At 45.4% G+C, this 19,034-nt stretch carries 12 protein-coding genes; 7 read left to right on the forward strand and 5 right to left on the reverse strand.

Going from position 1 to position 19,034, the window contains the following annotated elements; translation table 11 throughout:
• Nucleotides 1-109: 109 nt before the first annotated feature.
• The gene (locus FTV42_RS07025) at nt 110-3,601 is read right to left on the reverse strand and encodes a PAS domain-containing hybrid sensor histidine kinase/response regulator (protein WP_180038219.1); all 3,492 of its coding nucleotides are present in this window, start codon (nt 3,599-3,601) and stop codon (nt 110-112) included.
• A 182-nt stretch (nt 3,602-3,783) separates the two neighbouring features.
• On the opposite strand from FTV42_RS07025, the gene FTV42_RS07030 reads away from it, so the two are divergent.
• From FTV42_RS07030 to FTV42_RS07045, 4 genes are all read left to right on the forward strand, one after another.
• Nucleotides 3,784-4,116: a DUF485 domain-containing protein gene (locus tag FTV42_RS07030; RefSeq protein ID WP_004281374.1), complete on the forward strand. Its 333-nt coding sequence runs from the start codon at nt 3,784-3,786 to the stop codon at nt 4,114-4,116.
• A gap of 1 nt (nt 4,117) precedes the next feature.
• Nucleotides 4,118-5,824, forward strand: a complete 1,707-nt coding sequence (locus FTV42_RS07035; RefSeq protein WP_005261570.1) for a cation acetate symporter — start codon at nt 4,118-4,120, stop codon at nt 5,822-5,824.
• Between the two features lie 244 nt (nt 5,825-6,068).
• Nucleotides 6,069-6,785 (forward strand): two pore domain potassium channel family protein, encoded by a 717-nt coding sequence (locus FTV42_RS07040; RefSeq protein ID WP_180038221.1) that lies wholly within the window; start codon nt 6,069-6,071, stop codon nt 6,783-6,785.
• A 172-nt stretch (nt 6,786-6,957) separates the two neighbouring features.
• Nucleotides 6,958-8,928: a choline BCCT transporter BetT gene (locus FTV42_RS07045; RefSeq protein ID WP_180038223.1), complete on the forward strand. Its 1,971-nt coding sequence runs from the start codon at nt 6,958-6,960 to the stop codon at nt 8,926-8,928.
• 67 nt (nt 8,929-8,995) lie between these two features.
• On the opposite strand, the gene omp33-36 is transcribed toward FTV42_RS07045, so the two are convergent.
• Complete coding sequence (omp33-36, locus tag FTV42_RS07050) at nt 8,996-9,871, reverse strand: porin Omp33-36 (protein WP_180038248.1); 876 nt, start codon at nt 9,869-9,871, stop codon at nt 8,996-8,998.
• Between the two features lie 1,133 nt (nt 9,872-11,004).
• Here omp33-36 and FTV42_RS07055 point away from each other — a divergent pair.
• A complete protein-coding gene (locus tag FTV42_RS07055) occupies nt 11,005-12,711 on the forward strand; it encodes a diguanylate cyclase (protein ID WP_180038225.1) in 1,707 nt (568 codons plus the stop codon).
• 119 nt (nt 12,712-12,830) lie between these two features.
• Nucleotides 12,831-13,298, forward strand: coding sequence for an HIT family protein (locus tag FTV42_RS07060; protein ID WP_180038227.1), 468 nt, complete (start codon nt 12,831-12,833; stop codon nt 13,296-13,298).
• Between the two features lie 149 nt (nt 13,299-13,447).
• On the opposite strand, the gene uvrA is transcribed toward FTV42_RS07060, so the two are convergent.
• The 3 genes from uvrA to tenA all read right to left on the reverse strand — a co-directional run bounded on the left by uvrA (nt 13,448) and on the right by tenA (nt 17,723).
• A complete protein-coding gene (uvrA, locus tag FTV42_RS07065) occupies nt 13,448-16,279 on the reverse strand; it encodes an excinuclease ABC subunit UvrA (RefSeq protein WP_005105373.1) in 2,832 nt (943 codons plus the stop codon).
• 181 nt (nt 16,280-16,460) lie between these two features.
• Complete coding sequence (locus FTV42_RS07070) at nt 16,461-16,829, reverse strand: hypothetical protein (RefSeq protein WP_004729209.1); 369 nt, start codon at nt 16,827-16,829, stop codon at nt 16,461-16,463.
• A gap of 222 nt (nt 16,830-17,051) precedes the next feature.
• The gene (gene tenA / locus FTV42_RS07075) at nt 17,052-17,723 is read right to left on the reverse strand and encodes a thiaminase II (protein ID WP_180038229.1); all 672 of its coding nucleotides are present in this window, start codon (nt 17,721-17,723) and stop codon (nt 17,052-17,054) included.
• A gap of 222 nt (nt 17,724-17,945) precedes the next feature.
• On the opposite strand from tenA, the gene FTV42_RS07080 reads away from it, so the two are divergent.
• On the forward strand, nt 17,946-19,034 hold the full coding sequence (locus tag FTV42_RS07080; protein WP_180038231.1) for a DUF475 domain-containing protein: 1,089 nt from the start codon (nt 17,946-17,948) through the stop codon (nt 19,032-19,034).

Raw genomic sequence — 19,034 nt, forward strand, 5'->3', positions numbered from 1 at the left:
AGCACATTAGAATAAATTTTATGCAAGCTAGGTAAGTTTATGTGGCAGTTGAGTATAAAAAATGCCCATTTCAGGGTGTGAAATGGGCATTGATCAGATCGTTATCTACTTAGGAGTCGGAAATTTTCAGTCCAGATAACCATGAACGTAATGATGCCGGTTTCAGCGGTTTTTTCAGCAGAACAATGTTCAGCTCTTTCAGACGTTGCGGTAATTCCGGATCGGAGTCGGCGGTAATCAAGGCGACCGGAATATCCTTTGAACGATGTTCCAGAATGAAATCCAGACCGATCTTGTCCTGATTCAGATGTTGATCCACCAGCCAAACCTGAATATTTTCCTGCTGAATCAGCATGGCTGCTTGCTCAGGTTCGGTGGCTTTAAACACTTGATAACCCCATTTGGTCAATAAAGTCGACATACCTTCCAGAATGGTTTCATCATTATCCAGACACAGAATCTTAAAGGCTTTGCTCTTTAAAGGTACGGCCTGAACGGGTGCTGCGACGACTTTCGGTACTTCAATCACAGGTACTTCAATCATAAAGCAGGAGCCTTTGCCCAGCGCAGAAGACACATGTACCGGATAGTCCAGCATACTGGTCATGCGTTGTACGATCGCCAGACCTAGGCCCAGACCCTGTTCACCCCAAGGCGAGGTGTGGCCGCAACGTTCAAATTCCTGAAACAGTTTGATGCGCTGTTCTTCAGCAATGCCAGGTCCGGTATCCCAGACACCAATGCGGATATGATTTGGTCTGCTACTTGAACGTAACACACCCACCACCACTTTACCTTTGGCGGTATAACGCAGGGCATTGCTGACAAAGTTCTGGATAATGCGGCGAATCCATTGTGGATCGGTATCAATCCAGAACTGTGCATCATACACACTGAACTTGATGCCACGTTGTGCAGCGATGGATTTGAACTGGAGTTCCAGATCGCTGAGCAGGTCATGCAGTGGATAAGCCTGACGTTTCGGCTGAATGGTGCCACCTTCCAGTCGGGCAATATCCAAGAGGGCAGACAACATGCTTTCTGCACCATGCAAGGCACGATCCAGTTGCTGCAAGGTCTTGCGGTCTTCGTCATTTTGCACGCTTTGTTCGAGTGCGGTACTGAACAGGCGCGCGGCATGCATTGGCTGCAACAGGTCATGACTGGCGGCTGCAATGAAGCGGCTTTTTGACATATTGGCCTTATCGGCCTGTTCACGCGCCAGTTGCTGCTCGGACAATGCATCGGCCAGCTGCTGGGTACGGTCCTGAACGCGGGCTTCAAGCACGGCTTCATTTTCACGGAAAGCGGTAATGTCTGCGAAGGTCGTTACGAAACCACCGCCTTCGATCGGATTACCGCGCATCTGAATCACCCTGCCATCTTTACGAATCCGTTCAAATTCATGGGCACTGCCGACCTGCATCCAGTGAATCCGTTTCCGTACATGTTCTTCAACCGAGCCTGGGCCACATTCACCACGTTCAGCATTATAACGGATCAGGTCGGCGATCGGACAACCGACATAGACAATATCGGTCGGATAATCGAACAGTTTCAGATACTGATTGTTCCATGCGACCAGACACATGTTTTCATCGACTACGCTGACCCCTTGGGTCATGTGATCAATCATGGTCATGATCAGGTTCTGATTAAAGCGTTGCCATTGCGAGGCCTGATCGAGAATATTGGCGACCTGACCCAATGCCAAACCATTATTAACCATAGCTGTGGTCAATAGGGTACGTGCCGAGGCTGCCCCGATAGTCCCCGCCAGATACTGTTCGGTGAAACGCCACCACATGCCATTGGCACTGCTGTTTTCATTCAGCTCAACACTGTTTTGGGTGCAGAACTGCTGGAAAGCGCGTGTGGTTGGGCCTTCGCCGGTAATGCGTTTAGCCAGGGTAATCAGATCACCGACTTTTAAACGGGCGACATCCTGATGCGAATAGCTGACCTCGTTAGAAGGACTCTGCGAGGGTAGTGGCTTGGTTTCATAATAGAAGAAACTTTCGGCTTGAATCTGTTCGGCAATACTCGGACGGAAAATACGGGAAATCCAGATATACAGCAGGGTATTTAAGCCCAGTGCCCAAACTACGCCATGCGTCAGTGGATCAAAAGACTCAAAACCGATCAGGGCTTCCGGTCTTAACCAGTTCCAGCCAAAAGGCCCTTGATTCAGCAAGCTTTGGCTAAAGCTGCTATAGGCTTCTGGCAGGCTTCGCAAAATGGTTGGAAACAGCAGGGTATAAGCCCACAAGGCAAAACCGGTCAGGAGTCCAGCATAGACACCCTGTTTACTACCGCCACGCCAGTACAGGCCACCGATCAGGGCAGGGGCGAATTGTGCCACCGCACTAAAGGCCAACAGACCAAAAACCGACAACTGGTCAATATCATTAAAGAAATTGAAGAACAGGAAGCCCATCAACATCACGCCCAGGATACAGACCCGGCGAGTAAATTTCAGCACCAGCGGCAAGCGTTTGTCATGCCGGGAAATCAGCTTTAAACGCCACAACGCCGGCATGATCAAGTCATTGCTGAGCATGATTGACAGTGCCACGGAAGACACCAGCAGCATTCCGGTAGAGGCAGAAAAACCGCCTAAGAAGGCTAATAAAGTAAGCCAGTCCTGATTATAGCTGAGTGGCAAGGACAGGACCGCCACATCCGGAATCGCCAGGTATTGCGGTGCAGCATGTAGTGCCCAGCTGGCAATGGGAATAATCGCCAAGGTAGTCAGAATCAAATAGACCGCGAACCAGCGTCGCGCACCACGAATATGTTTTTCATCACGTAGCTCAACCACCGCCACATGGAACTGGCGCGGCAGGCAGATAATCGCCAGTGCCGCCAGTAGGGTCTGAATCCAGAAACTTTGTGGTACGCCAAACAGTTGCACATCATGAAAAGTGGTACTGATATCGCTACTGATCTGTGCCAGATTTTCTGGTGCTTCAAACATAAAGAAACAGGCGACTGCCAACAGGGCGAAGAGTTTAACAAAAGACTCAAATGCTACGGCCAGCATCAGCCCGCCATGCTGTTCAGTATTGGCAATCTGCCGGGTACCAAACATCATCGCCAGTATTGCCAGAACCCCAGTTAGAAACAGCACGCCATTGGTCGTGCCGGTTACACCTGCGGAAGGTTCCAGAATGACGGCGGCACTTAAGGCAATCGCACGTAACTGCAAGGCCAGATAGGGCACAATTGCCACCACTGCCAGAATGGTTACCAGCGATGCTAGGGGACCACTTTTACCATAGCGTGCTGCGACAAAGTCAGCGATCGAAGAAATGGCATGATGTTGTCTCACCCGTCCCAGACGGCGCCAGATGTCATAGCCGACAGCAACAAAGAGCAGCGGACCCAGATAGATCGGCAGGAAAATAATCCCTTCACGTACCGCAGCACCCGTGGCACCATAAAAGGTCCAGGAGGAGCAGTACACTCCTAAAGTTAAACTAAACAATAGCATGCGCCCACGGGTACTCAGCCGGCTGGCATGTTTTTCCCCGTAGAAAGCGCAGATAAAGAGTAATGCGATATAGAGGGCGAGTACCCCTATGATGAGCCAACTGTTCATATAGCCTGATGTGTACTGAGCATGCCGCTATGATAACGCATCGTGAACGCTACAGTTTAAATTGCTTATTTTTTAACGACCAAAGTCTAAATTACAAGCACCTACGATTATTGTTAACTTGCAACAGTGATAATTCAAATTAAAAAATAGGCAGCCCAAGGTTGGGCTACAGGAGAGTAATTATGGATGAGGTACAAGTAGATCGTATTCTACAAAATCCAAAATTCAAGGAAATGGTCCGCAAGAAAAGTATGCTCAGCTGGACGTTGACCGGCATTATGCTATTTGTCTATGTGGGTTTCATGTTGCTGGTTGGTTACAACAAAGAATTTCTATTGTCTTCAATTTCAGGTGGTGTGACCACGTGGGGTATTCCACTTGGTCTAGGTATCATTGTCCTGTCGTTTATCTTGTGTGGTGTGTATTCCTACATTGCCAATAACAAACTTGATCAATTGACTGAAGAAGCAATCCGTGAAGTCGAAGCGATTGCGCATGAAAAAGGACACCACTAAGATGAAATGGAATTCTCTTATTGCCCTGGCGACCACGACAGTGGCTTCAGGCGTTGCATTCGCTGGTCCTGATCTGGGTGCAGCAGAACAGCAGGCGACCAACTGGCATGCGATTATCATGTTTGTGATTTTCGTAGGTGCTACGCTGTTTATTACCAAATGGGCAGCAAAACAAACCACCAATACCAAAGACTTCTATACGGCCGGTGGCGGTATTTCCGGTTTCCAGAATGGCCTGGCCATTGCCGGTGACTATATGTCAGCTGCATCGTTCCTGGGTATTTCCGCGATGGTGTTCCTGTCCGGTTTTGATGGCTTGCTTTATTCACTGGGTTTCATGGTGGGCTGGCCGATCGTATTGTTCCTGGTGGCAGAACGTCTGCGTAACTTGGGTAAATACAACCTGTCAGACGTAGTGTCTTTCCGTCTACAGGAAAAACCGGTACGTACCTTGGCTGCTTTAAGCTCGCTGGTTGTGGTTGCGTTCTACCTGATTGCACAGATGGTGGGTGCAGGTCAGCTGATTAAACTTCTATTCGGTCTGAACTATAATATTGCAGTCGTGATCGTTGGCTTGTTGATGATGGCCTACGTGATGTTCGGCGGTATGTTGGCAACCACTTGGGTACAGATCATCAAGGCGGTGATGTTGCTGTCTGGTGCAACCTTTATGGCATTCATGGTTATGAAAGGTGTGGGCTTCAGCTTTACCAACATGTTTGAACAGGCGATTGGTGTCTACTCAAAAGTACATGACTTGAGCCTGACAGATGCGACCAAAATCATGGGTCCGGGTAGTCTGGCATCTAATCCGATTGATGCGATTTCTTTAGGTCTGGCATTGATGTTTGGTACCGCAGGTCTGCCACATATCCTGATGCGTTTCTTCACGGTAAAAGATGCCAAAGAAGCGCGTAAATCAGTCGTAGTTGCTACAGGTTTTATTGGTTATTTCTACCTATTAACCTTCATCATTGGTTTTGGTGCGATTCTATATGTATCGAACAACCCGCAATTCCTTGATGTTGCGAAAATGGCTGTGACTGGCAAGCTGGAGCTGGTGGGTGGTAATAACATGGCGGCGGTGCACCTGTCTGATGCAGTCGGTGGTGACCTGTTCATGGGCTTTATTTCTGCAGTTGCATTTGCCACGATTCTTGCAGTGGTTGCAGGTTTGACCCTGTCAGGTGCTTCAGCAATTTCGCATGACTTGTATGCCAACGTGTTGAAGAAAGGCCAAACCACGCCTGAATCGGAACTACGTATGTCTAAGATTGCGACTTTAGGTCTTGCGATCTTCGCGATGATTCTCGGGATTCTGTTCGAGAAACAAAACGTAGCCTTCATGGTCGGTCTGGCATTCTCGGTTGCGGCATGTGCCAACTTCCCGGTACTAGTATTGTCTATGTTCTGGAAAGGTTTGACGACACGTGGTGCAGTTATTGGTGGTGTTGCCGGTCTGGTAACCGCAGTAACCTTGATTGTGCTGTCTAAAGCAGTATGGGTCGATACTTTGGGTATTTCTGATACGCCAGTGAACCCGTTCAATGGTCCTGCAATCTTCGCGATGCCATTGTCATTCTTGTGCTGCTGGTTGTTCTCTGTGACGGATAATTCGGCACAGGCTCAGGCAGAACGCAAAGCCTTTGATGCGCAGTTTGTACGCTCACAAACTGGTATTGGTATCTCAGGTGCATCGGATCACTAAGATCTGCGCTACGCTAAAAAAGCCCCGTCGGGGGCTTTTTTTATGGAGATATCATCAAGTTTTTTCTTTAGTATAAACGCCGTATTGAATTGAGCTGGCTGGATTTATGCAGTGCTATTTCAGTAATTTTCATACAAATCGAATATCTGCAAGCGGCTTTGAGCATGCTATGTTAAAAGCTGCTAACAATAACAATGTGTTCCTTACATGACATAGTAACAAGAAGGGCAACAAGAAGGGCATTATGAAGCAATCTCTGCAACAGTTCTGGAACAGCTTTACCCATCTGCCTTCGGCATGGCTGTTGTGCCTGCAATTGCTGATCTTGATCTTGTCAGTATTGAGTTATGAAAGCGTGTCTTATCGGGCGGGAACCTGGGTACTCGGTGTTCTGGTTTTACTGGTGATTGCCAGAGTCATTCGACAGACTCCGATGTTTACCATTTTAGGACTCAGCTTTGTCGCCGGCGCAATTCTCTTTTCCTCCTTGATTGTGCTGGGACTGCGTTATACCTGGATCCATGTCACCGCCCACCTGTTTGAAGCTGGTGCTTATTTTAGTGCAGCCTATGGCCTACTGCGTTATATGTTTCATGACCGTTATCTGACCAAGGATGAACTCTTTGCCGCTGGCGCAGTATTTACCTTGCTGGCCTGGGGCTTTGCCTTTCTTTACAGTACTTGCCAGCTCTTGGTGCCGTACAGCTTTTCAGACCCCGATCTGCAAGCCTATCAACCCTGGCTGGATCTGATTTTTCTTAGTTTCAGTGTGCAATCTGCAACAGGACTGTCTGATATCATGCCGGTCAGTCCGGTCGCACGGATGCTAGCCATTATCCAGATGTTTGTCGGGGTGATGTATCTGGCGCTGATTGTATCCCGCTTAATTGCCTTGCAATATATCGCACGTCTACCGCATAAAAAGAACGTGAAAAATAGAGAAAACCCGCCTGGGCAATGAGACTCATCCTTTTATTGTATTTGTTACAGTAACTTAACGGCTTTATTTTGTGTCACATCCTAAAATAGCAGGAGATCTAGCTCCCATAGACTGAATCTGTCTGATCATTTTGACCTTACCAATAATTATTTGACGCTGTTTGTCGATCCAATTTTTAAAAAATGGAGGATGTATGCCTTCCACAAAACCATCCTGTTTTGCCAATATCAATCCAAATGTTTTTATCAGTACTGTCGCCATTATTGCGATATTTTTAGCGTTGGTCGTATTTGCACCCGATGCTTTTTCAGTTTTTACCCAGCAACTGAACCAGTGGATTACCACGTCCTTTAGCTGGTTCTATGTATTGTCGGTGGCGATATTTCTCATCCTTCTGGTTTATATTGCCCTGTCGGATATGGGCAAAATCAAACTGGGGCCCGACCATAGCCAGCCGAAATATAGCAGTACCTCTTGGTTTGCGATGTTATTCACCGCAGGAATGGGGATTGGCCTGATGTTCTTTGGTGTGGCCGAACCGGTGATGCATTATGTCACGCCACCTGCCGGTGAACCTGAAACCGTACTGGCTGCACAACAATCTATGCGGGTCACCTTTTTCCACTGGGGCTTACATGCCTGGGCCATTTATACCCTCGTTGGCCTGTCGCTGGCTTATTTTGCTTATCGGCATCAATTGCCTTTAAAAATCCGTTCGGCCTTGTATCCGCTGATTGGTCAAAAGATCTATGGACCGATTGGAGATGGCGTCGATACCTTTGCCACCATTGGTACGGTATTTGGTGTCGCTACTACGCTTGGTTTCGGGGTGACCCAAATCAATTCAGGTTTGAACTATTTGTTTGGCATTGAACAGGCACCCAGTACTCAGGTCATTTTGATTATTGTGGTCAGTGCCATGGCGGCGACTTCCGTATTTTTTGGATTAGACAAAGGAATTAAACGTTTATCTGAACTAAATTTGGTGCTTGCACTGCTGTTGCTGATTTTTGTCTTTGTGGCAGGTCCGAGTATTTATCTGTTACAGACGACTATTCAGAATGCCGGCCAGTATGTTTCAAATCTGTTCAGTATGACCTTTAATCTGTATGCCTATCAGCCAAGTGGCTGGATTGGGGGCTGGACCATCATGTACTGGGCCTGGTGGATTTCCTGGTCGCCATTTGTCGGGATGTTTATTGCCCGGGTCTCGGAAGGCCGCAGTATTCGTGAATTTATCGTGGGTGTATTGCTGATTCCGACTGGATTTACCCTGATCTGGATGGGCTTTATGGGCAATGCCGCACTGTACAGCATTATGCATGAAGCCAATACTGGCTTATTAGAGGCAGTTCAGCGTGATTCATCTGTGGCTCTATTCGAATTTTTAGCTAATCTGCCTTTTAGCTCAGTAACCAGTATCATTGCGACTTTACTAGTGATGCTGTTCTTTGTGACTTCTGCCGATTCAGGGGCATTGGTGACTGATTATCTGACAGCAAAAAGTGAAAATTCACCGACCTGGCAGCGTCTATTCTGGACCGTGCTCATGGCTTTGTTAGCCATCATCCTCTTGCTGGCGGGTGGCTTAGAAGCCTTGCAATCGGCCACGATCATGAGCGCCTTGCCATTTACCTTCATTATGCTGCTGATGTGCTGGGGATTAATCAAAGCCTTACATCTGGATGTTACCAAAATGCATGCGCTGCAAGCCGCACGGATTACCCCGCGTGCGATCCAGAATCCGCGCAGCTGGCAACAGCGATTAGGCCTGATTATGCATTATCCGCACACTCAGGAAGAGGTGCAGCAGTATATTCACAATACAGTGAATAAGGCATTTCTCAGCTTTCAAAGTGAATTGAAACGGCGCCGATTACACGTGGTGATTAGCCCGCTAGAAGACGGTATACAGCTCCGTGTTGATCATCAGGATGAAATTAATTTTATCTATCAGGTCAATGCCACCCAGACTTTAAGTCCAAGCTTTATGTCTGAACTGGAGAATGCGAGCGTAGATTCCTATCAGGCAGAAGTCTTTTTAAGAGAAGGTGGGCAGGGTTATGATGTGATGGAGTGGACGCAAGAAGATCTATTGCAGGACATCATTGACCAATATGAACGTCATTTGCACTTCTTAAGTCTGGTACGTACACCTGAGTAAACGAAGTCATAAAACAATAAAAAGGACGCAATATGCGTCCTTTTTTGATTCAGAATCTAATCAGAAATTAGAAACGGAATTTGGCATTTACACCAATCGTTTGTGTATCCAGTGCTTGGCCTTCAGCATTTGCATTTACATAAGATGCGCCAACTGCAACAGCAGGAGTGATGAAGTAGTTTACGTTCGCGCCCCAAGCTTTGTCTGGAGAACCAGCAAAGCTAGATTCCATATAAGATGCGCCAACGCTTAACTGTGGGTTAAGGAAAAGAGTTGTACCTAAGTTGTAGGCGGTATCTTCACCATAAACCAGGCCACTTTCAAAACCAATTGACATGTTAGTACCGTCAATCGCGCCTACATATTTAGTGCGGGCAGTAATTGCGTCTTGGTCTTCATTGATTGTGCCAGATTCAAGAGCAGCTTTAGCAACACCGTTGTTAAACATGTTGAAAGCATCATAAGAAGTTTGGTCAGCAACGCTAGTATAACCCACAGCAACCAAGAAGTTAGGGATGAGTAATGCACCTAGTTCTAGTGCATAACGGTCACCATTGTCGTCTGCTTTACCCGCTTTGTTATCCGCGATGGTATGGCTATAAGAAGCGCTTGCATAAGCAGGAACAACGTTAGTTGGGATGTAAGCTTCACCTTTTACACCGAAAGTATGGTGCACAGTGCGGTCACCAAATTCTTGTCCGTCTTCGCCGTATGTATAAGCAGCAGAAACATTAGATGCTTGGTTTAAAAAAGCAGCTTCAGCTAAAGGACCTTTAGAAGCATCAACATTGTTGAAGTAGTAAGTACCTTGAACTGCACCAGTGAAGTCTTGTTCATTCACAGTGTTGTCGATGAACTCTGATTGACCTTGAACTTCAAATTGATATGCTTGAGCACCGGTCATGGCTAATAATAAAGCAGTGGCTAAACCGAGTTTTTTCATGATATTTACCGTTTTGTTACAAGATGTGTACAACTTTTGAACATATTGTATTGTAACAATTTATTAAGTCAATCCAATTCGAAATCGCTATTTTTTTAAGCTAAATCATTGTATTAATTTTGTGTAAAATTCAAGTATTAGGCTCCGAAGCTATTTTATATAAAAACTCTTGTATAACAAAAATCTAGACTTTAAATATAGAATCGGGACTAAAGATTAAGGAGAAATTATGTTGTTATTTTAATCAATTAATACGATTAATTATAGTATATTTATCTATTAAAACAATTAATAATAGGTGAGTTAATTCATAAATGTGTCAAGAAGTGCAAAATGTCTGGCGCATCAGGTCTTTGATTGGATTGCTTGATTTTAAAGCATCATCAGCTTGAATCTTAGAATAGGTGTCTGTTTTTTGAGCTAAATGGGCATGTTTTATAATCTTGACTGGAGCAATCGGCTTTACATTTTGAGGGGAATTTTACATAATATGAAAATCAAGTTAGAGTTCACACTTTTATAGTGATTTAGCCTGATTCTCCACAATTTTTTGTTTTATCGCCCAGCTTTCCCCAAGGTTGGGCTTTTTTTTGTCTAGCATTTTTTATTTCAGATCATTCTGTTTGTGAAAAAACCTTCAACTCAAAACAAGATGAAGAAAAGAAATATTATAATAATTTAAGCACCAAAATAGTGCATATTGAAGAGTAAAAACATAGGTCTAAAATTCAATAACTAAAAAAAACCCCGATTTTCATAGAAAATCGGGGTTTTTTCGCCAAAATTTGCGGGTAAACTAAAATATCTGCTGAGGAATAATTTAACTCGCCCTAATGCGGTGCATTATGCACCTATTTGTTGCAGGTGTAAATAGTGCAGAAAGCAAGTTTTTATATTTTTTTAGTTGCTTAAATTTCCTTGTTTTTGTAAGACTTTATAGGGAGCTGTGGTCACGAAACTCTGCATTAAAGTTGCAAATGAACCAACTTAAATATCTGAAAAATAATAGATGATAAAAACTCATTAAAAACATAAGTGAAGTGAGACTAAAGGCTTTAAGACCATCCTGTTTTATTTGTATAATAATCAATCTATTTAGCTTTGCTTGTCATATTGGGGCGTAATACAACAGCATGAATACCTTACGCTCTGAGTGGATCAGTAAACGTTTGTACTGGTCGATGTCGATTATTATTTTATGTTTACTTTGCATCTGTATTCCCTTAATTGTGAGTAGCAGTCAAAGTTATTTAAAATCCAGACAAACCTATCAACAATTGAATGCCTTACAGCAGGTCGCTGATCTGGCGAATAAAATTTCGCGTGAGCGTGCGCCTGCCAATAAAGCCATGTCCAGTTCGGTGCAGGAATTTGCCCAGCATCAGCAAGAGTTAATCAGCTATCGTCAACAGGTGGATCGGCAGCTCTCCCAAACGGCTGATGTCTTGACGGAGGTCGGTTTTAACAACCTGAGTCAGCAACTTTCACAGCTTGAAATCAGCCTGAAAAAAGGGCGTGCACAGGTTGATGCCTATACCCGGATGCCACGTCAGCAACGTAGTGCACAAGAACTTGATCAGGTAATTCTGGCCATGTTTGCTGCCTGGGAAAGTTGTCGTGAACTTTTGCGTGACGTGGCAGTGGCTTCAGATAGCTCATCCACCTCTCTGAATAACTATATTAGCCAGATTCTATTTTTATCTGATTTACGTGATCAGGCCGGTCGTGTGGCCTCGTCTATCATGGCGCATGTGACTTTTGAAGCTCCGCTTCCCACTGAAAATATTACCCGCTCTTTACAGACCCAACATCAGGTACGTTATTTGTGGGCCTTGATTGATACCATTCAACCTGTTCAAGACAAGACTGAGGAATTCATCCGTTTACATCGACGGGTAGAAACCGAGTTTATTCAGCAGGGCTTACCGATTGTCAGTGAGCTGATCAGTGACAGTCTAGAGCAACGTGATTACCGTTTGAGCGGAACAGAGCTGACTGAAGCGATCGTGGATAAATTTGCGACTGTGGTAGACCTGCAAACTTATCTGCTGCAATACAGCAGAGATGCCGCTATTCAGGAAATGAACAGCAATATGCAGCGTTTGATCTGGAGCGTGTTGGTATCGTTGATTTCATTACTGACCGCGATTTCCACCATGATCTTTGCACGCAAACAGGTATTTTTGCCACTGATTCAGGCACGCCGCATGTTGTTGAGTTTGTCTAAAAACTCGGGTCGTCAAAAAATTGATATGCGGCTGCGTGAAGTGAATCATTCTGATTCTTTATTCGCTGCCATTCAGAAATTGCAACAGATGTTGCAAGAACGTGATGCGCTGGAATTCCGTTTAAAGAATATTGCTCATTCCGATTCCTTGACCGGATTATCCAACCGTTTCGCGCTAGAAGAATATATTCGTTTTATAGAAAATCAGCCGGGTCAATTGAGCCAAACCTGTTTGATGATTATTGATATTGATCATTTTAAACAGGTGAATGATCAATATGGGCATATTATTGGCGATCAGGTGATTCAGCTGGTGGCCGAGCGTTTAAAGGCCAATGTCCGTGCTACAGATTTGCTGGTACGTTATGGGGGCGATGAATTTCTGGTACTGATTGAAAATATTCAGATGGAACAGGCATTGATTGTGGCCGATAAAATCCGGGCTGAAGTGGCTGAGCGTCATATTGTGACTGCAGCAGGAGACGAGATTCAGATTTCGGTCAGTATTGGGGTTGCCATTGGTGCCGTGTCCTGGATGGCTTTATTGTCAAATGCAGATGATGCTTTGTTTGCAGCAAAGGCCAAAGGACGTAATGCGGTGGCAGAGGTTTAAATAGTATAAGCGTACGACTTAAAATTAAAAAAACATTTTAAAGTAAGGCTTTTATAGGACAGCATAAGCGCTATTTATTCAAATAAATAAAAAATTATAAAATTTCAGGAATATTTAAAATGAGTAAAAATTGCATTTTCTGTCAAATCGTTAAGGATGAAATACCCTGTCATTTGATTGATGAAAATGACAAGTTTATGGCTTTTCTGACCATCTTTCCCAATACTTTGGGCGCGACTGTCGTCATCCCAAAACAGCATTATTCGAGCTACGCATTCGAACTGGATGATCAGGTTTTGACAGATCTGATGCTATATACCAAACAAGTGGCCTTAAAGCTGGATTATTATTTTGAGGATGTGGGCAGAACAGGGATGATTTTTGAAGGTTTTGGTGTCGATCATGTGCATGCCAAATTATTTCCGATGCATCAGACCAAAGGCATACATGAGAATTGGCAATCCGTGAATTCTTCAATCGACAAATATTTCGATGCCTATGAGGGCTATATTTCATCGCATGATGCGCAAAGAGCAGATGATCAAGAACTGGCACAATTGGCTAAAGCGATTCGTTCAATAGCCTAGTGAGAGATAAAAAAACGGTGAATGAATCACCGTTTTAGCATGCTTATTGGATGGCTAAAATCTCCCCTAGCCCTAAGTCCTATATGGCATCAGATAAAGAAGAAGACTCCCTCCTTTTTCAAAGGAGGGTTGGGGAGGATTTAAAAAAATCACTTCAACAACGGCTTCAAGAATTTACCCGTATGTGAAGCTTTGACTTTCACGACCTGTTCAGGCGTACCTTCCGCAACAATCATACCACCACCCGAACCACCTTCAGGGCCTAAATCCACCACCCAGTCAGCAGTTTTAATTACGTCCAGATTATGCTCAATCACCACGATGGTATTACCCTTGTCACGGAGCTGATGCAGGATATCCAGCAGTTTGGCAATATCATGGAAATGCAGACCCGTGGTCGGTTCATCCAGAATATATAGGGTTTGACCAGTATCGCGTTTGGCCAGTTCACGTGCCAGTTTGACACGCTGTGCTTCACCACCAGAAAGAGTGGTCGCAGACTGACCCAGACGTATATAGCCCAAACCGACCTGATGTAATGTTTCCAGACGACGGTGAATCACCGGAATCGCATCGAAGAAATGCATGGCATCTTCAACGGTCATCTGCAAGACATCGGAAATATTCTTGCCCTTATAGTTTACTTCCAGCGTTTCACGATTATAGCGTTTGCCATGACAGGCATCACATGGCACATACATATCCGGTAGGAAGTGCATCGCTACCTTGATCATGCCGTCACCTTCACAGGCTTCACAGCGGCCACCTTTCACGTTAAACGAGAAACGACCGGCAGCATAACCGCGTGCCTTGGCTTCTTGCGTCTGTGAAAACAGTTCACGAATCGGGGTAAATAGGCCGGTATAAGTCGCCGGATTGGAACGCGGGGTACGTCCAATCGGACTCTGGTCAATATCCACCACTTTGTCGAGGAACTGCAAGCCATCAATCGATTCAAACTTTTCCGAAGTTAAAGTGGTGGCACCATTGAGCTGGGTCGCCGCCAAAGGTAACAAAGTCCGGTTAATCAAGGTCGATTTACCTGAACCGGACACCCCGGTAACACAGGTCATAATACCTAAAGGAATGGTCAGATCGACTTTTTTCAGGTTATGCCCGGATGCTCCCATTAGCTTGATCTGTTCTTTAGGCTTAGGCGGTTGAATCCGTTTTTTCGGCACTTCAATTTTTAATTTTCCGGATAAATATTTTCCGGTCAGCGAGTCCGGATTGGCCAGAATTTCATCATACGTTCCTTCGGCAATCACATGCCCACCATGCACACCGGCACCCGGACCGATATCAATAATATGATCGGCGGCACGAATCGCATCTTCATCATGCTCGACCACCAGCACGGTATTGCCCAGATCACGCAGACGGATCAGGGTCTGTAACAGACGGTCGTTATCACGTTGATGCAAACCAATTGATGGTTCATCCAGCACATACATGACGCCCATCAAACCGGCACCGATCTGTGAGGCCAGACGAATTCGCTGCGCTTCACCACCAGACAGAGTTTCAGCTGAACGTGACAGGCTGAGATAGTTCAGGCCGACCGAAACCAGAAAGTGCAGACGTTCACGGATTTCCTTGAAAATCTTGTCAGCGATTTCACCACGTGCACCTTCCAGATGAATACCTTGATAATAGCTTTCAGCATCGCCAATCGACATACGGGTAATGTCAGCAATGGTCTTGTCCAGAATTTTCACGTTACGCGAAATTTCATTCAGACGTGAACCATCACAGGCATCACAGGCAGCATTGGATAAATACTGCGCCAGATCATCACGCACATAATTACTTTCAGTTTCACGATAACGGCGTTCCAGATGCGGCAAAATTCCTTCAAAAGGAATGACCCGATTATGACGTCGGCCACGTTCATCGATATAACTTAGATCAATTTTTTCTTTGCCAGTGCCGTACAGAAATTTTTTCTTGGTGTCGGCATCCAGTTCATTCCATGGAGTTTCCAGAGAAAAACCAAAATGCTCGGCGACTTTCTGGATCATGCTGTAATAGTAAGGACGCTGACGGTCCCAGCCACGAATCGCGCCTTGACTGACACTAACTTCAGGATTGGGAATCAGTTTGTCGGCACTGAAATGGCTGCGGGTCCCCAGACCGTCACAAACCGGACAGGCACCAAAGGGATTGTTGAACGAAAATAAACGCGGTTCCAGTTCAGCCACCGCGCGGTCACATTGCGGGCAGGAGTGCTTGGCTGAAAACACGCGATCGCTATGCTCGCCCTTCATCCAGGACAAAATAGCGATATCGCCACCAAGACGCAGCGCGGTTTCAAAACTTTCTGCAATACGGTTGCCCAGATCATCACGTACTTTAAAGCGGTCAACTACGACTTCAATGGTATGTTTTTTCTTTTTGTCCAGTTCTGGTGGTGGATCAATTTCCATGATCTCGCCATCCACACGGGCACGGACGAAACCCTGGCTTTGTAGCTGTTCAAACAGTGCCGTATATTCGCCCTTACGTTCGCGCACGACTGGTGCTAACAATAACAGTGCAGTGCCTTCTTCTAATGCTTTGACTGCATCGACCATTTCAGTGACCGTTTGTGCCACCATCGGCAAGTCATGTTCAGGACAGAATGGTGTACCGACACGCGCATACAGTAGACGTAAATAGTCATAAATTTCAGTAATGGTGCCTACAGTAGAACGTGGGTTATGGCTAGTCGATTTCTGCTCGATCGCAATCGCTGGACTCAAGCCTTCAATAGAATCCACTTCCGGTTTTTCCATCTGGGAGAGGAACTGGCGGGCATAGGCAGACAGCGATTCCACATAACGGCGCTGACCTTCGGCATATAAGGTATCAAAGGCAAGCGAGGACTTTCCTGAACCAGACAGTCCCGTAATCACCACAAACTTGTCGCGTGGTATATCAAGGTTCACATTTTTCAGGTTATGGGTACGTGCGCCTCGAATACGGATGTGGCTTTGGCTCATGCAAGGATCCTAGAATATTCATCAAAAACCCTTATATGATACCGGATGAAAAATGTTCAAGTGCAAATAAAAGTATTTTAAACGTCAAGTTATGTCGGTGATTGGTCAATTCATCACAACATTAACAAACGCAGTAGTCGATTGCCTAAATATTCACAATGATCATGTACAAGGCCAATACCTAATAAGCCATTGCATAATGGCGTTCAAAGATAGACTCGATCTCTTCAAAGCAGCGTTCACGTGACACATCATGATGCAGACGTGCATAAAAATTGACTTCATTTTCCAGAATGTGCAGAAAGTCCTCATAGTCTTTTTGGAAAAAATCCAGGTCGAGCAAATCGTTACGTCGCGCCTGATGACAGCGATACTTTTCAATAAATTTCAGCAGATGTTTCTGGATATGCGTGTTGGTATGGTAAATCAGATAAGTCGCTGCCGAGCTACAATCTGGACAGCCTTGTTCCAAATAGATTTCTTCATTATTGAGCCAGCAACATTGCAGGGTAAAAAATGCCCGAATCGCTTCGGTGCCTAAAGTGTGTATATCATCTGCCTCTTTCCGGGATTGATTTTATTAATTGATAATTATTCTCAATTATTGTTCGGCAATTTGGGGCTTATAGCTAGGTCTAGCGTACCGGCCAGTTCTATCCTTGTTTTTTTCAGACTAAGCCGTTTTTATGATCGGTTTATGACAGTAGAAATTTTTTGATCAGCTATAACCAAAAAGCCCTATCTTAAACAGGGCTTTTTTTATTCGTCCGTCTTATTCATCCAGACCAGGCCACTGGCGTTGCTCAAAGGCACTGTCCCAGAACAACCATTCCAGACGGGCCGCATGCGTATAAGCTGCATGCATTTTTTCTAGTGTATCGGCATCAACACGCGCCGCAACACGGTCAACGGTCGCAATCACATTCCGCACCGCAGTGTGGAATTCTTCTCCTGAATAGGTATCCACCCAAGCCTGATACGGATTATTCGGCGCAGAGTTGTCGACAATATCTTTGCCAACTTCGGCATAAATCCAGAAACAAGGCAGCAACGAGGCCAGCACCACCGGGTAGCTTTCCGACCAGGCGGTCGAAGTCAGATAAGAGGTATAGTGATGACACGCCAAAGTCAGCGGGGTATTTTCAAACTGCTCTTTGCTAATGCCAAAATCTTGCATAAAGCCATCATGCAGGCTACGTTCCACCACAATCGCAATTTTGGCTGCCTCGGCAAACTGGATTACATCGTCCGCTTCAAAAGCTTTGGCGGCACACACGGCCAGTGCACGGCCATAGGCCAGTAAATAATGCGCATCCTGAATCACATAATGACTAAAGGCTTCACGGCTTAAAGTACCTTGTGCCAGTTGCTGATTAAAGGGCAGGGCCAGGGTCTTCTGATAAAGTGTGAGATTACGTTGCCATACCTCTTGTGAAAAACTCATGCTGAAAATCCTTCGCAGTTCAAGTTAAACCATGCGGCACTATAGCAAAGATCGGGCTGTTTAAAAGATCGGCAAATTTTAAAAACAGAAAATAAGATAAAACGGCTCAGGAAGTGCTTTGGTTTATGCGCTAAAAGTTTCATAATTAGCTTAACTTTTCCTATTCGTATTGCTGCTCTTTCGCAGCCATACATTTATTTAATTTATCCAAGGTCGTTGTGTATGTTGAAACATTTTGGTTTCTCGATTGCATTTTCGATCGTGTGTCTTGGTTTGTCTGCGTATTGGGGTTATACCCATGGTCCTGACGCAGGCCTGCAAACCATGCTCACAGCGCTAACCATCACCGCTATTTTAGCGATTATGGAAGTGTCGTTGTCCTTTGATAACGCGGTTGTTAATGCCTCAGTCCTACGGGGTTGGGATCATTTTTGGAAAATGCTGTTCCTGACAGTCGGTATTCTGATTGCAGTTTTCGGGATGCGTTTGATCTTCCCAGTGGTCATTGTTGCAGTGACTGCAGACCTGGGCTTTATGGAAGTGGTACGTCTGGCCCTGAATGATCCGAAAGAATATTCAGCACGTTTAATGGCACATCATCCTGAGATTGCTGCTTTTGGTGGTGCTTTCCTGTTGATGGTATTCCTGAACTTCTTCCTGGATGAAGAAAAGGATACCCACTGGTTCAGACGAGTAGAACGCCGTTTATCCAACCTGGCCAGTGTTCCGGCGATGTCGGTCTTTATTGCACTGGTGGCCTTGTTAATCATGGCAGCCAATGTCGGTGAAGCCAAGCGTCTGGTCGTGACCATGGCCGGAATCTGGGGTATTGTGATTTATATCGGGGTGCAGGTGCTGAGTCATATGCTCGGTGGTGAACCTGAAGTGGATGAAAATGGCAATGCCATTCGTCATGATGAAAATGGCGTACCGACGGGTGTAGTGAAAGCCGGTATTGGTGGTTTCCTCTATCTAGAAGTCCTGGATGCCTCTTTCAGTTTTGATGGCGTGATCGGTGCCTTTGCGATTACCTCAGACGTGGTCATCATCATGCTGGGTCTGGCAATTGGTGCGATCTTTGTCCGTTCAATGACGATTTATCTGGTTGAGCAGGGCACATTGGATGCCTATATCTACCTGGAACATGGTGCGCATTATGCCATCGGTGCACTGGCTTTCATTATGATTGCCAGCGGAACCGGTCTGCATGTACCAGAAGTGGTGACCGGTCTGATCGGTGTGGCTTTTATTGTCTGGGCAGTATTCGCCTCGATTCAGTACAAGAAACGTCAGGCAGCTTTAGACAAATAA

The organism is Acinetobacter sp. YH16052, from assembly GCF_013417155.1.
Lineage (GTDB): Bacteria > Pseudomonadota > Gammaproteobacteria > Pseudomonadales > Moraxellaceae > Acinetobacter.

What these genes read in the sequence shown, in the direction of transcription:
- FTV42_RS07025 (WP_180038219.1), bottom strand. Translation starts at nt 3,601, where the DNA reads ATGAACAGTTGGCTCATCATAGGGGTACTCGCCCTCTATATCGCATTA.
- FTV42_RS07030 (WP_004281374.1), top strand. Translation starts at nt 3,784, where the DNA reads ATGGATGAGGTACAAGTAGATCGTATTCTACAAAATCCAAAATTCAAG.
- FTV42_RS07035 (WP_005261570.1), top strand. Translation starts at nt 4,118, where the DNA reads ATGAAATGGAATTCTCTTATTGCCCTGGCGACCACGACAGTGGCTTCA.
- FTV42_RS07040 (WP_180038221.1), top strand. Translation starts at nt 6,069, where the DNA reads ATGAAGCAATCTCTGCAACAGTTCTGGAACAGCTTTACCCATCTGCCT.
- FTV42_RS07045 (WP_180038223.1), top strand. Translation starts at nt 6,958, where the DNA reads ATGCCTTCCACAAAACCATCCTGTTTTGCCAATATCAATCCAAATGTT.
- omp33-36 (WP_180038248.1), bottom strand. Translation starts at nt 9,871, where the DNA reads ATGAAAAAACTCGGTTTAGCCACTGCTTTATTATTAGCCATGACCGGT.
- FTV42_RS07055 (WP_180038225.1), top strand. Translation starts at nt 11,005, where the DNA reads ATGAATACCTTACGCTCTGAGTGGATCAGTAAACGTTTGTACTGGTCG.
- FTV42_RS07060 (WP_180038227.1), top strand. Translation starts at nt 12,831, where the DNA reads ATGAGTAAAAATTGCATTTTCTGTCAAATCGTTAAGGATGAAATACCC.
- uvrA (WP_005105373.1), bottom strand. Translation starts at nt 16,279, where the DNA reads ATGAGCCAAAGCCACATCCGTATTCGAGGCGCACGTACCCATAACCTG.
- tenA (WP_180038229.1), bottom strand. Translation starts at nt 17,723, where the DNA reads ATGAGTTTTTCACAAGAGGTATGGCAACGTAATCTCACACTTTATCAG.
- FTV42_RS07080 (WP_180038231.1), top strand. Translation starts at nt 17,946, where the DNA reads ATGTTGAAACATTTTGGTTTCTCGATTGCATTTTCGATCGTGTGTCTT.